The sequence below is a fragment of the Candidatus Diapherotrites archaeon genome (assembly GCA_016205145.1).
In the GTDB taxonomy this organism is placed as follows: Archaea; Iainarchaeota; Iainarchaeia; order Iainarchaeales; family JACQJH01; genus JACQJH01.
On the sequence record JACQJH010000001.1, the window covers coordinates 38,069 to 51,976 of the forward strand.

Annotated in this window: 11 protein-coding genes; 8 read left to right on the forward strand and 3 right to left on the reverse strand. The window is 51.4% G+C overall.

Going from position 1 to position 13,908, the window contains the following annotated elements:
- Positions 1 to 33: 33 nt before the first annotated feature.
- The gene (locus tag HY394_00245; protein ID MBI4052448.1) at positions 34 to 1,680 is read right to left on the reverse strand and encodes a hypothetical protein; all 1,647 of its coding nucleotides are present in this window, start codon (positions 1,678 to 1,680) and stop codon (positions 34 to 36) included.
- A gap of 1 nt (position 1,681) precedes the next feature.
- Entirely contained in the window at positions 1,682 to 2,755 is a 1,074-nt protein-coding gene (locus HY394_00250; protein MBI4052449.1) for a hypothetical protein, read from the reverse strand.
- Positions 2,756 to 2,868: 113 nt separating this feature from the next.
- Between HY394_00250 and HY394_00255 the strand changes: the two genes are divergently transcribed.
- The 5 genes from HY394_00255 (at position 2,869) to HY394_00275 (ending at position 9,977) form a co-directional block, all read left to right on the forward strand.
- Complete coding sequence (locus HY394_00255; GenBank protein MBI4052450.1) at positions 2,869 to 3,897, forward strand: 50S ribosome-binding GTPase; 1,029 nt, start codon at positions 2,869 to 2,871, stop codon at positions 3,895 to 3,897.
- A gap of 149 nt (positions 3,898 to 4,046) precedes the next feature.
- Positions 4,047 to 4,334: a UPF0147 family protein gene (locus HY394_00260; GenBank protein ID MBI4052451.1), complete on the forward strand. Its 288-nt coding sequence runs from the start codon at positions 4,047 to 4,049 to the stop codon at positions 4,332 to 4,334.
- Positions 4,331 to 5,857, forward strand: coding sequence for a metallophosphoesterase (locus HY394_00265; GenBank protein ID MBI4052452.1), 1,527 nt, complete (start codon positions 4,331 to 4,333; stop codon positions 5,855 to 5,857). Before HY394_00260 ends, HY394_00265 begins: the two co-directional genes overlap by 4 nt.
- Before the next feature lie 19 nt (positions 5,858 to 5,876).
- Positions 5,877 to 9,338, forward strand: coding sequence for a DNA polymerase II large subunit (locus tag HY394_00270; GenBank protein MBI4052453.1), 3,462 nt, complete (start codon positions 5,877 to 5,879; stop codon positions 9,336 to 9,338).
- 51 nt (positions 9,339 to 9,389) lie between these two features.
- Positions 9,390 to 9,977 carry a hypothetical protein gene (locus tag HY394_00275; GenBank protein ID MBI4052454.1) on the forward strand — a complete coding sequence of 196 codons (588 nt, stop codon included), beginning with the start codon at positions 9,390 to 9,392 and terminating at the stop codon, positions 9,975 to 9,977.
- A gap of 33 nt (positions 9,978 to 10,010) precedes the next feature.
- On the opposite strand, the gene HY394_00280 is transcribed toward HY394_00275, so the two are convergent.
- Entirely contained in the window at positions 10,011 to 11,252 is a 1,242-nt protein-coding gene (locus HY394_00280; GenBank protein ID MBI4052455.1) for an AAA family ATPase, read from the reverse strand.
- Positions 11,253 to 11,514: 262 nt separating this feature from the next.
- Here HY394_00280 and HY394_00285 point away from each other — a divergent pair, with 262 nt between their 5' ends.
- The 3 genes from HY394_00285 (at position 11,515) to HY394_00295 (ending at position 13,895) form a co-directional block, all read left to right on the forward strand.
- Positions 11,515 to 12,642: a hypothetical protein gene (locus tag HY394_00285; GenBank protein ID MBI4052456.1), complete on the forward strand. Its 1,128-nt coding sequence runs from the start codon at positions 11,515 to 11,517 to the stop codon at positions 12,640 to 12,642.
- A gap of 127 nt (positions 12,643 to 12,769) precedes the next feature.
- The gene (locus HY394_00290) at positions 12,770 to 13,123 is read left to right on the forward strand and encodes a cell division protein SepF (GenBank protein ID MBI4052457.1); all 354 of its coding nucleotides are present in this window, start codon (positions 12,770 to 12,772) and stop codon (positions 13,121 to 13,123) included.
- 25 nt (positions 13,124 to 13,148) lie between these two features.
- Positions 13,149 to 13,895, forward strand: a complete 747-nt coding sequence (locus tag HY394_00295) for a hypothetical protein (GenBank protein MBI4052458.1) — start codon at positions 13,149 to 13,151, stop codon at positions 13,893 to 13,895.
- The last annotated feature ends 13 nt before the right edge of the window (positions 13,896 to 13,908 follow it).

The window sequence follows — 13,908 nt, forward strand, 5'->3', positions numbered from 1 at the left end:
GGCCCGACCTGCAAATTCTGCTTTTTTTTTGGCTTACTTTTTTTCCTTGTCCGCGAGAAGGCTTTTCGCGATTTCCGCAAAGGCCGGCCTCGTTATTGTTATGCCGATGAGTACGCCGGCAATGGCGGTAACAGCAAAGCCGACCAGCTTGCCCAAGCCGAAGCCAAGGAAAATTATCGGGGCCATCGTCGCTATGAGCGTCGAAGCCGAGGCGAAAATCATGAAGAACGCGCGCTTTATCCTGTTGAGGAAGGACGTTTCCGTTGCGCCGACTTCCCCGCGTATCAGCTCGTCGGCAATGATTATCTGCGAGTCGACGCCGGTTCCAACGGCTGCGAGAATGCCTGCAACCGCTGACAGGTCGAGGTTCCAGTTTATGAGAGAAGCAAATCCGAGTATGAGCACGACTTCGCTTGTGCCGGTCACAAGGATCGGCAAGGCAAGCTTTATTTCGCGGTAGCGGATGAAAAGGACTGCGGCAACTGCCAGCAATCCCACTATGCCCATGAGCGCGACGTTCCACAGGAAGTCCTTGCCGAGCAATGGCGAGATTGTCTCTTTTGAAATTCCCTCGACGCCAACTGACAGTGAACCGGATTCCAGCAGAACCGTGAGTTCCTGCAGGCTTTGCTGCCCGTCCTTTGCATTGGTGTCAAAGCCCCTTATCAGCAGTTCCGACAGCGGCTGTATCTTGTCGACGGAATCCTTGTCCATGTTGGTTACGTCTTCGCTTAGCGAGATTATCTGCCTCATGCCTGTTGCGCGCCACAGCCAGGGCACGTTGTCCGATGCTTCGGGGGTTTCAACGGTTTTTATTTTGAAGCCCTCGGCCGAAAGCTGTTCAACCGTTTTCTGGGAAATGCTGTCGGGCACTATCGCAGTTGGATTGTCTTTTTTGAGTTCCCTGATTTTTTCAAGCTGTTCTTCGGTGAGCATTCCGTTTGCGTCGACAAAGTTGGGGAGCGCCGCGTTTTCCAGCACTTCCTCTATCTGGGTTTCGCCGGGAATGTTTTTGAGCTGGTTTCCGGCCAGGAAAATCTGCCTGTCCCTTTCATATGTTTTGGCCGGAAGCACGAGAACCGCGTTTTTCGGCCTGTCGATGTAGAAGTACGTGCGTTCGCAGTCGTACTGCTGCTGGTTTGCCTGCGGGTCGAAGCCTGTGAGCGTGCACTTGTGGAAAACTTTTTCCGCGAAATTTTTTGCGGCAAAGTCGTTGAGTATGAATGGCAGCAGCCACATCACTCCGCTGCCGCTGTCCGCGCTTCTTACGCCGTAGCCGGCGTTCGCGCTTTTCTGCACCTTTATTATGTCGCCGCCCGTGAAGACGGTTTCGCCTTTGAGCGTCACTTCGAATTTGCCCTGCTTTTGCAGCAATGACTGTATGCGTTCAACCTCTTCCGGGCTGGTTTCGGCTATCTGCGCTATGACGTATTCGTTTCCCCAGCTTGTAACCTTCGTGTCCTTGAGGCCGAGGCTGTCGAGCCTTTGGAACAGCACGTTTGTTATCTTGCTCATTTCGTCGGGGCTGTCGACCTTTTCCGACAATTGTATCTGGAAAAGCGTTCCGCCCGAAAAGTCTATGCCGAACTTGATGCCCTTTGTCGTGATCAGGCCTATGGACGCGACGATGAGGATTGCGAGGAGCCAGATTTTCCAGTTTGAAAGCAAGCCTTTGGCCAATTCAATCCCTGCCCTTTGCGCCTTTCGATTCAACGTACCACAGTATTATCGGCGCGTTCGCCAGCCAGGTCGCTATGAGGTCGCCTGCGAGGCCGAACAGCAGAACTGCGGCTATTTCGAATATGATTGTTATCTGGTTCGCGTAGGATAGCACCATCATTGTCAACAGCATTGCCATTGCGCAGAACGTCATTGTCAGGCCGGTTTTCATCGCATCAACTGCCCTCTGCCCCGCGCTCTTGCCGCTCCTTTTCATGACTTTTGTGGTCAGGATTATGTCCGTGTCAACCGAATAACCCAATAGCATCAGCAAGGCCGGAATCGTTGAAAGCGACAGCGGAATGCTGAAGAAAGCCATCAATGCGAGCGCTGCAAGAACGTCGAATATGCCCGCCTGGATTATTGCGACGCTTGGAATGAATTCCCTGAAAAAAACGAAGATTACAACCGTTATGAGGATAAGTGAGGTCAGGCTTACCGTCAGCGCGGTATTCCAGAAAGTTTTTCCAAGCGCCGGCCCCACTTCCCTTATCTGGAAGGCGGAGTCTTCGCCTATTCCGAATTCCTTTATTATCAGGGCCTGGATGCTTGAAAAGAATTTTTCCTTGGACGAGTTCAGGGCTTCCTCTGCCTGGGCGATAAGCTCTTCCGTTTCGCCCGCTTCTCCTGCTTTCTGGCTTGGCGCGGCAATGCTTATTGCCTTCAATGCGTGCTGTTTTGCGTTCGCATCATTGCCGGCTTTCCGTTCGGCTTTCGCCAAGTCGAGTTCCTGCTGTGCTTGCTTCAGAGTCTTGTTTTCTGCGAACTGTATGTTGACACCGTAGCCGTTGACTGCGGTCGTGGTTGAAACGCTCAAATCGCTGAGCTCAAAATTCCTGCTCAGCAGTTGGGTGAGCTTTTCCTGGTCGATGGGCTTGTCGGTCTTGAAAATTATCATCGTTCCGCCGGTCAGCTCTATGCCCTGCTTTATCCCGGGCACCGCAAAAACCATCAGCAGGAAAACAACCGCGAGTATGGCCGGCACTGCCAGGTATCTCTTGTAGTTTCCGTCATAAAAGGTTTCAAGGAATTTCATGCTTTCACTCTAATCGGTCGTCGGCCAAAAGCAATAGTACTGATTAAAAACAAGAAAACAATTAAAAATAGCTATTCCCTGCATTCGCCGGGCGTTTTTTTTGGTGTTCCCTGATGGCTTTTAAAATCGGTTTTCTGGCAACGCCACAGCAGCTGCTTGATGTCGCGTTCCGCAGGGCGTCCAAGCACGTTTCGGCAATGAAAAAGGAAAGGCATTCGCTTGCCGACGCCAAGGGAAGGTCGATCCAGAAACTGGATGTCGCGGCCGACTATCTTGTGGATGCATTGGAAAAGGCTGTTGAAAGCTTTCCGAAGCTGTATGGACTGGACCCTTTCAGCAGCGAGCTTGCGCAGTCAACAATCGACGTGGACAGGACAAGGAAGGCGCTCGGCCAGATCACCGCAGTCAGGAATCTGGCTGACAGGATGCGCAAGCAGTCAATATCGAATATCAAGAAAATCAAGTTTTCCGCTTCCGCGCAAAAATCCGTTGGGCGCGCGGAAACCGAGTTTTTCGGCAGGGTTTCATCGCTTGTGAAGGACCTGGAAAAAAGCATCCTTACATTCAACGATTCCGCGAAAAAATTGAAGGAATTCCCCGAAATAGACGTTTCACTGCCGGTTGTCCTGCTTGCAGGCTTTCCGAATGTGGGGAAGAGCACCCTGCTTGCCGCGCTCACCGACTCCAAGCCCAAGATTGCATCGTACCCTTTCACGACCAAGGGCATTCTTGTGGGCTCGTTCGAACAGCGCTGGCAGAAAGTCGTGGTGGTCGACACGCCCGGCCTGCTTGAAAGGCCGGAAGAGAAAAGGAATCCGGTTGAAAAGAAGGCGGTTTCAGCCTTGAAGCATCTGCCGGACCTGGTCGTTTTTGTCGCCGACCCAACGGAACAGTGCGGCTGTCCGATCGGGGTGCAGAGGCAGCTTTTTTCGGAACTCGCGGCTTTCGGAAAGAAAAAGCTTGTCGCAATTTCCAAGTCGGACATCGCCGAAACAGGGCAGGTTGAAGCCGCGAAAAACGCTTTCGCCGATTCGGGCGCGCAAACGATTGTCTGCGGATTTGAAAATTATTCTGATTTGAAGAAGGCGGTTGTGGAAACGCTTGCGGGCGTGAAGGGATTCAAGCCAAGGGCCGCCAGCTAACGTAAAATCTTTTTCCGGCGTTCTGCCCCTGCCTTTAAAATGGGTATCGTTTATTATTCGATATTGCACCGTTTTGAGCCGAGGGGATTGAATTTATTTGTCCGCTTGGCCTGTTAGTTGTCGCATTGGCTGCAAATGAGTGATGTTGGATGGCTGTCAAGAAGTCCCTTTCCCCCGAACTGAAAAAGGAAGTCGAGGACTGCCTTGGCCTGATGGAGGAAATCCTTTCTGACCGGAGCGTGCCCCGCAACATCAGGGCCGTGATCGAGGACGCCAAGGCAAAGGCTTCGGCCTTCGAGGACGGCGGCGTGAATTTTTCCGGCGCCATCTATCTCCTGGACGACATCAGCAATGACATCAACATGCCTTCCCATACCCGCACGGAAATCTGGACCCTCATTTCCCTGCTTGAAGCGGTGAAAGAGAAGGTCAAGTGAGCTTTTTGGAACTGCTTGCAAAGGAAGACTTCGAAAAAAAGATTCTCGCGTTTGCCGGCGGGAAGCAATTGCTTTTGTCACCGCAGGCCCTGGAAATTTTGGCGGAGCGCCAGGATTTCCAGAAAATCCTCGAAGAGCTTGCCGCTGAAAACGTTTTTATGGTGCGCGAGGAAGACGTGAAGCGCAAGACGGTCAAGACGAAAATCAGCCTTGTCGACGAGCAGACAGTTTCAGTGCAGTTCTCGAAGTTCAAGCCTGTGGCAAAGGACATTCAGCCGAATTTCAGGGTTTTCGAGGAAACGGATGTTACGAACAAGAGCTGTTCCGAGGGAAAGGTGTCCGATTTCCTGAACCTTTTCAGGAGCAAATTTGAAATCCTGGGCAATGTTTTGAAGGCGAGGCCCGGCTTTCTGCCGAAGCCGTTGAACCGGCTGCGTTCCGTTGCAAACCGCGGCGAAGCGCATTTCGTTGCAATGGTTTTCCGGAAGTGGGTTACAAAGAACGGCCATCTCGCGTTTGAGGTTGAAGACCTTGAATCGAAGTGCATTGTCCTGATTCTAAAAAATGATGTTCCGCTCACAAAGTTCGGCGAGACAATCCTGCCTGACAACGTCATCGGAGTCAAGGCTTCGAAGCTTTCGGATGAAATGGTGATTGCCAAGGAGATTTTCTGGCCCGACGTTCCGATGCGGCCGGAGAAACGCGCTTCCAGGAATGTTTCGCTTGCAGCAATTTCGGATTTGCATTGCGGGAGCAAGCTTTTCCTGGACAAGCCTTTCAGCAAGTTCCTGTTGTGGATCAACGGCAACATCGGCTCCGAAAAGGATCTGGAAGAGTTGGGCAGGATAAAGTACATTGTCGTTACGGGGGACAATGTTGACGGAATCGGGGTTTACCCCGACCAGATCAATGAGCTTGCCATAAAGGACATCTGGCAGCAGTACGATGATTTTTGCTCGAAGATTCTTGAGATTCCCGAATACATAGAGGTTTTCATCATTCCAGGCAACCATGATGCTGTGCGGAACGCGGACCCGATGCCTGCATTGCAGCACAAGCTTGTCAAGAGCATTGCCGGCCTGAAAAATATCCACCTGCTGGGTTCGCCGAGCATGATTGAAATCGAAGGGCTGAAAACACTGCTCTACCATGGCGGCTCGGTGCACGATTTGTACAGCAGCGTCAGCAATCTCAGCTATTCCAAGCCCGAGCAGGCGCTTGTCGAGCTTTTGAAGCGCCGCGATTTGATGCCGACTTACGGCTTGAAGCACCCTTACGTTCCGGAAAAGCACGATTTCATGACATTGCGCGAGGTTCCGGACCTGTTCTTTGCCGGCGACCTGCACCACAACGGCTATGATTCGTATCACGGCACGACCGTCCTGAACAGCGGCACTTTCCAGGGCCGAACGGCCTTCCAGGTCAAACAGGGCCATGTTCCCACGCCGGGCATAGTTCCGGTCATTGACCTGTCGACAAGGAAGATTTCGGAAAAGCGTTTTGCGGCAGAGGAAACAGGCTGAATTTTTTTGGTGTTTTTTTATGGCTGAAGATTTTGTGGCTGAAGGGAAAAAGGCGGCCGAAATTCTGGCTTTTGACCACGTCAAAAAGTATTATTCGGAAATGAATTCAAGGGTTTTTTCGCAGATTGGCATTGCGAAAAAGGCGAAGGCGAAAGGCCTTGACATTTCATTGGACATTGAAACAACTCCGACGCAGGACCTTGCCGACAGGACCGAAAGCATTATCGGGCCGAAGGGCGTTGCCGAAAAATACCGCGAGGCCTATGCAAAAAACGGCAACGACAGGGAGAAGGCGACATTCCAGATTTTCCGCGAAATAATCGGCCAGGAATGGTGCGAGATCCCGGACACGTCACAGCGGGTTGAGCAGGCAATCAGGACAGCGCTTGTCCTCATGACTGAAGGCGTTGTGATTGCCCCGCTTGACGGCGTGCCGAAAGTCCTTGTTTCGCAGAACCTTGACGGCTCGAAGTTTGTCGACATTTATTATGCGGGTCCCATCCGCGCCGCCGGAGGAACTGCAACTGTCCTGCCGCTCATTCTGGGCGATTATGCGCGCGCCCTTCTCGGCCTTGACCGTTACAAGCCCACGGACGACGAGGTTGAAAGGTATGTCGAGGAGTGCCAGGTTTACGAGGAAATTTTCAGCAGGCAGTACAGGCTTTCGGATGATGAAGTGAGAAAGATCGTGCGCGGCTGCCCTGTCTGCATCAACGGCGAGCCGACGGAGGAAAGGGAGGTTTCAGTGAACAGGAACCTGCAGCGTGTGGAGTCGAACCGCGTCAGGGGCGGCGCCTGCCTTGTCATAAGCGAGGGCATTGCATTGAAGGCGAGGAAAATCCTGAATTATGCGCGCAAGCTCAAGCTTGACTGGGAGTGGCTTGAAGGCATAATAAAAGTCGAGAAAGCCGATTCGAGAAAATCGGAATTGAAGGCCGAGGCAAAATACTTGGACAGGCTTGCCGCGGGCAGGCCGATTTTTTCCTATCCGATGCGCGTCGGCGGCTTCAGGCTCAGGTATGGGCGGAGCAGGAACATGGGCACAATGGGGAAAGGCATTCATCCCGCAACCATGCACCTGCTTGACGATTTCATTGCAGTCGCAACACAGCTGAAGGTTGAAAGGCCGGGGAAGGCTGCGGGCATTTGCCCAGTTGACAGCATCGAGGGGCCGATCGTCAAACTGTTCAACGGCAATGTGGAGAAGCTTTCGACTGCGTCGGATGCGTTTCGGGCGAGGCTGCAGACGGAAAAAGTCTTGTTTTTGGGGGACATGCTTGTTTCCTTCGGCGATTTCAAGTATTCCGCGCATCCCCTGGTGCCGCCCGGCTATTGCGAGGAATGGTGGGACCTTGAATTTCAAAAAAGCCTCAAGGAAAAAGGCATTGATGGGGAAAAGCGGAAAGGCCTTCTTGGCCGCGCGCAAAACCCGGTGATTTCCGCCGACGATGCCCTGCTTTTTTCGCGCGATTTCAATGTTCCCCTGCACCCGAAGTTTTTGCACTATTATTGCGCGCTGTCAAAGGAAGAGGCTAGGGTGCTCGTCGAGTTGTCGCACAAAAATCTCCTGAATGGCAGTGACGGGTTTTCATTCGCAAACGACCCGGAACTCAAGGCGCTGTTTGAAAGGATCGGCCTGCCGCATTCAGTGAATTCCGGTTCACTGCAGCTCGACAGCGATTTGGGCAAGGCTTTCCATGCAACGCTCGGCCTGGAAAATTTTTCAGGAGAACAAGCCGGGAATGCCTTTTCTTCCTCTGAAAGCGTTTTCCAGTTCCTGTCCAATCTTTCCGGCCTCCAGATAAGGGACAAGGGCGGCACTTTCATCGGCTCGCGCATGGGCAGGCCGGAGGCGTCTTCGCCGCGCAAAATGGAAGGAAATCCCCACGTCCTTTTTCCCATAGGCCTGCACGGCGGCGCGACAAGGTCGATCAACAAGGCAGCCGAGTCAGCTTCCGGCAATTATTCGCAGGGCAGCATTGAACTGGAGGTATGCCTTTTCAAATGCGAAAACTGCAACGAATATTCCTGTTTCCCTTACTGTGTGAAATGTTCCGGCAGGACGAAAAAGTTTTTCGTGTGCAGGAAGGATGGAAAGGAATGCCACTCAAACAAATGCCCGCGCTGTGCAGGGGAAGCAATGCCGTTCAATTCAAGGAAAGTCGATGTCGCGGCTTTGCTGCTCAAGGCCTCGCAGCATTTGGGCATGAAAGTGCCCGATCCGGTGAAAGGCGTGAAAGGCATGATCAACGAGGAAAAAGTCTGCGAGCCGCTTGAAAAAGGCGTTCTGAGGTCAAAGCACGGCCTGCACATTTTCCGCGACGGCACTGTGCGGTATGAACTCATCAACGCGCCGCTCACTCATTTCAAGCCCAAGGAAATCGGCCTGACAGTTGAAAAGGCAAAGGAACTCGGATACGAAAAAGACATTGAAGGCAAAGAGCTTGTCGACGCAGGCCAGATAGTAGAACTGTTCCCGCAGGACATTGTCATTCACGCGGAAGCCGGGGACTTTTTCCTCAAAGTTTCAAGGTTTGCCGACGACCTGCTGGAGCATTTTTACGGCCAGGAACGCAGGTTCAATTATTCGAAAAAAGAGGACCTTGTCGGGGAATTCCTGCTCGGCCTGGCGCCGCACACTTCCGCGGCAATCGTGGCAAGGCTCATAGGCTATTCGAAGGCAAAGGCTTGCTTCGCCCACCCGTACTTCCACCAGTGCAAGCGCAGGAACATCGACGGCGACCAGGATTCACTGATGCTTTTGATGGACGGCCTGCTGAACTTTTCGCAAAGCTATCTTCCCTCGCACCGTGGCGGCAGGATGGACGCGCCATTGGTTTTCACAATCGCTTTGAGGCCGACTGAAATAGACGAGGAAGTGCATTCAATGGAGACATGCGCAAAATATCCCTTGCAGTTGTATGAGCGGGCATTGAAGGGCTTTCCGCCGGAAGTCGACGGACTTGAAACAGTCAAGCAGCGCCTTGAAAAAAAAGAGCAGTACAGCGGCATCCTGTTTTCGCATGACACCAGCGTTTTCGACGCCGGGCCATCCTCTTCAAAATACGTGCAGCTTGGCAGCATGGAGGACAAGATCAAGGCGCAGGCGCGCGTCCAGAACATGATTGTTGCGGTTGACGGCAAAGACGCATTGGAGAGAGTTATGTTCTCGCATTTCCTGCCCGACATCATCGGCAACGCGCGCGCGTTTTCAAGGCAGACCTTCCGCTGCACGAATTGCAATACCAAATACCGGAGAATCCCGCTGTCCGGCAATTGCAACAAGTGCGCGAAAGGCAACATCATCCTGACAATCGCACAGGGCTCGGTCAGGAAATACCTGAAAATCGCCAAGGAAATTGTCGTAACGTACGGCCTGAGCGATTACCTGAAACAGCGCCTTGACCTGGTCGAAGAAGAAATAGACTCGGTCTTCAAGAACGAGAAAGTGCAGCAGAAAGGATTGTTTGAATTCGTATGAATGCCAAGATAAAATTGAAATACTTCTAGCGAATAATGGTAAATACTTGAGATGATTGTTTTGTCAAAAAATGATAAAAAAATTTCTTTGCAGGATGATGAAAAACTTATATTGCCAAACGGAAAAAAAGAATATTACTTTGCTAAAGGTGGCAAAAAGATGCATTTGCACGGTATCGAAGAAGAACACCCGGACGGAAAAACAATTATAAAGAACATAATAACCGATGAAACTAAGCCGCTTGGAGACACCATGAGACACCCAATTGAAATAACCGCAAAATACAATAAGAACGAAACCGTTAGCGACTATCTAAAAGATGAATATCTATTGTCGGAAGACCGTTTGTCAGATAAAAAAATTTTTGTGCTCTCTAAAAATCAAACCGGCAGTTTTGAGTCAGCTTTAAATGTCATAAGCGGTGGAACAACTCTTCGTAATAATTATGTTGTGCTTGGCACTGATTTCATTAACAACAACTTTGCGAGCGGGGTTATAAAATCAGACGATAGACTTTTTATTGTTCTGGCGAAAGAAAAAAAATATTTCAAGATAGACTTGATGTTTTTTTGCAAAAAGTATGGCTTAAATTATTCGCAAAGGAGAATATTTAAGAATAAAATTAAGTCTAAGCTATAATCTAACCAAAATACTGATTCAGAAAATCAATGTCTAGTACTGCACTCCGCCGAAGATTTCGATTTCCAAAGCGTCCTTGATTTTTTTCGCGTCAAAGCCCAGCTTTATCAACCGGGTCGTTCCGCGGATGCCTTTTCCCGACATTGTCGAGACGATCAGGCCGAACATTTCCAGTTCGGAAATATACTGGCGGTACCAGCGCGAACTCACAACGGTTTCCTTCAGCTGCTTGGCTATTCCGACGTATTCGTTGTAGACGTCTCCGGAAAACATCACGCTTTCGTTTTCCTCGCCCGTAATCTTTCTGACCCCGCTTTTCCTGCGCGCCAGCCTCGCAATCGAATACAGGACAAGCTGCTGCTGCCTCGGCAGGGTTGAAATCATGTTGAGTATGACTTCTTCCTCGACCTTTTTTTTCGCCTGCTTGACTTCCTCTTCCGTAACGTGGCCGACGCCTTTCTTGTCCGCAATTTCGCCGGCGCGCAAGAGCAGCATTACCGCAGTGCGCGCGTCCCCCGATTCCTTTGCCGCAATCGCCGAGGCAAGGCTTATGGCGGAATCCTCAACGGAGTTTTCCCTGAACGCTACCTTCGCCCTTTCGGATAGTATTTCTTTCAGTTCCTGGGCGTTGTAAGCCGGAAAAACGATTTCCTGCTCGCACAAAGAGCTCTTGCTTCTCGGATCAAGGCGGTCCTTGAACATCAGGTTGTTTGAAATGCCTATAAGGGAAACCGCGCCGCTTTCAAGTTCGTCATTGCACCTTGTCAGAGAATAAATCAGGTCATCCAGGTCTTTCAGCTTGTCGATTTCATCCAACGCCATTACAACGACGCATTTTTTTGTCTGCGCGAATTCGAGGAGTTTTTCGTAAACGAAAGTTGCGGAGTAACCCATGAAATTGTCGTTCGGGTAAAAATCCTTGATTGCTTTCAGCAGAACCTTGTATTTGGAGTTATGCGTCCTGCAGTTGATGTAACAGGTCTGTATTCCGGAATTGTCAGAAGTGCCTTTGCCTTCCGCGTTTTTTTTGGCGAACTCCGCCAAATCCTTCAAAACATGCCTTGCAGTGGAAGTCTTGCCCGCGCCGGTCTTTCCGTAGATGAAAAGGTTGTCCGGCTTTTTTCCGCCGAGCGCCACTCCCAGAACGGTGGTCATGGTTTTTATCTGCTCGTCCCTGAACAGGATGTGGTCAGGCGTGTAATGCGGCGTTATCTTGTCCCTGTCAAGGAAAACGCTTTGCCTGTTGGCTTCCTGCTCGAATAAGTTCTGCTCCAAAAACCCACCAAACAACCTTTCCTGCACAAAACTTAAAAAAAGGGCAATGGTCTCCGGAGCTTCCGCTATTTTTTTAAACTGCGGAAAACACTATGTTTCAATGCCTGAATCCCGCGAAGCCGCACCCGATGAAATCACCGCGGCATGGAACGCAGTTCTGACTGCTTTTAGGAAAGACAAACCCGGGCGGAAAGGCAAAGGAATTGGCTGGAACAGTTTTTTTGGCCAACCGCATGTTGCGGGTGCTTTGGGCGTTTTGGGAATGGATGCGCGCTTGGTTCAGAATTTGCTTGGAAGGCCCGAAGGGCCGCCTAGTGCGGCGGATATTGTAAAGTGGAACACGCATGCAAGGGAACAATTGGCCATAATGCGGCGCGAGGACAGACTTCGCGGACTAATTGACGAAAGAAGCGACGCCAACAAAGCTGCCGGTGCAAGTGCAAGGCGCGGCATGGCGCATTTGAGGGAAGCGGAAGCGGCTGCTTTGGAACGCAGGCATCAGGCTAATGCGGCCGCGTTGGAGGAAAAACGCAGGAAGGATGCGGCAAGCAGGATAACCAACAACAGCCTGATTTTCAAATCCGATCTGGATACCTTGGCAAGGCTTTCTTCGCAGTATGTTGATGAACGCGTCGGATTGGGCATTGTGCCGCGAAGCGGAGCGCAAAAACTCAAGGGCGAACTCGCCGGCTTTTGGCGCAAAGCCCACAATGTAAGCCTCCGCATCAAGCCTGACGCTGACGGCGACAGGCAGATGGCCAACATGATAATTTTGCGCAACGGCGACAAGAATGGAACGCCCGTAGGCTTCCTAAAATTCGGGCTGACGAAGACAATGCGGGGTCAGGTTGTCCTGCATTTGTCTGACGCGTTCATTGAGCCCCAATACCGCATCAGGGGCGGAGAACCGCTTTTTCCTCGGCCCGTTGTCCGGGCATTGCGCGGTATAATAAAAATGGTCAGGGAAACAAACGACCTGCCCGACTCTGCAGTCGTGCATTTGACGTACGACCCGCGGCTGAGTTCGGCTGGCACAAGAAAAGGAACAGTGGAAACGGTCATGACGCCGCCGCTTTTTTGGATGGACGAGCCCAAACCGAATGTTTCGGAAAGGGTGCGTGCGATTCGGCTTCACCCTGACCAGAATCTCCCGCTCCCGTTCGACATTTTTGCGCACGCCGCACCAAGCGGCATTCCTACTTTGAGGGAGCGCACGGGTGTGAGCCATACAAATCCGGCGGTTGACAGGGGCTTTGGCATTAATCCCAATCCACAGGGCGCCGGCAATATTTTAGGCGCGTCTAACGGGCCGTCAAGCCTGAATCGGAACCCCGGCCGCGGGCAAAAGGGTAACATGGGAAAGCGCGGCGGCGGGGGCAGAAGAAGATAATTTTTTTGTGCATACTTGTTTTTCACGGCGGCCGAGGCTGATTTTTCAGCCCCGACAACAATATTATTAAAATACCCTTCGCGGACGTGAATATACTTAATGGCTTTTTTCTTTGGGGTGATTGTGGATGGCTTTTTTGGAGAATGTTTTCAAGAAATCTGAGGGAATCGACATAGAGGATTTTCTCAACAACCTTGACGCGCAGGAAGAGGACCTTTACGCGGACGCTGATGCGTTCGTGAAGCCCTTGTCCCTGGTCGGCGACGAGGACGTCGAACTGATTGTCAAGGAAGCGAAGGACGGCAACATAGTGCTTTTGAACATCGCCGACCTTTCCAAGCGCAATGCAATGAAACTGAAGCAGCTCATCGGCTCGGTCCGCGACTCCGTGCTTGAAATAAACGGCGACATTGCAAGAATTTCTGAAGACAGGGTCCTGATCACGCCGAGCAACGTCAAGATCATGAAGGCCCGAAGATAAGCGCGTGTTGGAATTGCTTTCACAGTTGCATTGGCTTCCCGAAAAGGTTTCCCGGGAAGCCGCAATTGAGTCCGTGCGCAGGGTTTTTCTGGCGAAGGGCTGGGACAAGGCTCATTTTTCCGTTTCAGAAGCGGTTTTGTCCCGACCCGAATTCGTTTTTTTTGTTTTCGACGCTTTTCTTGAAACCCAGACCGCTAAAGGCAAAATTGTTTCCGACACAATGCGCAATGACATGGCATTGTCATTGCCATCCCTTTCAGTTGACAACAACGCGGCTGTTTCCATCCGGTCAGACTATTCCTCTCTTTCGGCCAGGAAGCTTGAACGCCTTCCCGCAGGCCTTGAAGGGTTTGATGAGAAAAAGCTTGAGCGCTTGTGCGTCCTGAAAGCGGCCGCTGAACTTGGGGTCGAGGAACGCAATGTAATTGTTTCATCCGTCAAAATCGTTTCAATTCCTTATTGGAGTGTCGGGGCTTCACTTCCGGGCGGGGGCCTTGACGCAGATGTTTCGGCTTTTTCCGGAAAAATACTGTCGGGCTTTTCCGTTCCGGACAGGCCCGTGGGCGTGGTTGAATCGGCTTCCGAAACAATTGCCGGATTGTCCTCTCCGCAGGGTTTGGCAGAGCATGCCTCGGAGTTCTTCGACGAAGCCGTGCTGGTTGTGTCCGGCAAAAAAAGCCTTGAATCGGCTTTCGGAAAGGAATTTTTCCCGGTTCTCCTTGCAATTGTTGCGGCAGTGCTGTTTGTCGCGTTCTTTGTTCTGGGCCTATGACCTTGCAGTGAAA

Excerpts from the sequence above, each read along its gene's own strand:
- HY394_00250 (MBI4052449.1), bottom strand. The coding sequence starts at position 2,755 with ATGAAATTCCTTGAAACCTTTTATGACGGAAACTACAAGAGATACCTG.
- HY394_00255 (MBI4052450.1), top strand. The coding sequence starts at position 2,869 with ATGGCTTTTAAAATCGGTTTTCTGGCAACGCCACAGCAGCTGCTTGAT.
- HY394_00260 (MBI4052451.1), top strand. The coding sequence starts at position 4,047 with ATGGCTGTCAAGAAGTCCCTTTCCCCCGAACTGAAAAAGGAAGTCGAG.
- HY394_00270 (MBI4052453.1), top strand. The coding sequence starts at position 5,877 with ATGGCTGAAGATTTTGTGGCTGAAGGGAAAAAGGCGGCCGAAATTCTG.
- HY394_00275 (MBI4052454.1), top strand. The coding sequence starts at position 9,390 with ATGATTGTTTTGTCAAAAAATGATAAAAAAATTTCTTTGCAGGATGAT.
- HY394_00285 (MBI4052456.1), top strand. The coding sequence starts at position 11,515 with ATGGATGCGCGCTTGGTTCAGAATTTGCTTGGAAGGCCCGAAGGGCCG.
- HY394_00290 (MBI4052457.1), top strand. The coding sequence starts at position 12,770 with ATGGCTTTTTTGGAGAATGTTTTCAAGAAATCTGAGGGAATCGACATA.